The sequence below is a fragment of the Pseudomonas sp. 2822-17 genome (genome assembly GCF_002742485.1).
Lineage (GTDB): Bacteria > Pseudomonadota > Gammaproteobacteria > Pseudomonadales > Pseudomonadaceae > Aquipseudomonas > Aquipseudomonas cyclaminis.
On sequence record NZ_LJRZ01000145.1, the window covers coordinates 1 to 307 of the forward strand.

Consider the following 307-nt stretch of genomic DNA (forward strand, 5'->3'; position numbering starts at 1 on the left):
GTGACGAAGTCCATCTAAATATTGAATGTGAACCTTTTCATTGTAGTATCCAATAGCATATTCAGTTATGAAGTGCTCATCCTCGATGGTTGCAAATAGAACTGTTACCGCAGTGTCTGGAAATTCCCCTTTAATCGTTTCCACTACTTCTTCTAAAAAATGCTCTTCAGTGTTTTTACTATGAATGAGAAAGGATACTTGCATAAGTTACCCCTGATAATATTTGCCTGCCGGAAAAATATAATCGATATCATTAAAAAACTGTTTTTTTAGTTGAATAACTTGTTCCTCTGTGAATACATTATTC

1 protein-coding gene is annotated in these 307 nt (G+C 33.9%); it reads right to left on the reverse strand.

The genetic code is table 11. The features are described 5' to 3' along the window. The coding region (locus AOA60_RS01300; RefSeq protein ID WP_143522320.1) for a hypothetical protein at positions 1-204 on the reverse strand (204 nt) is incomplete at its 3' end. Between the last annotated feature and the right edge of the window lie 103 nt (positions 205-307).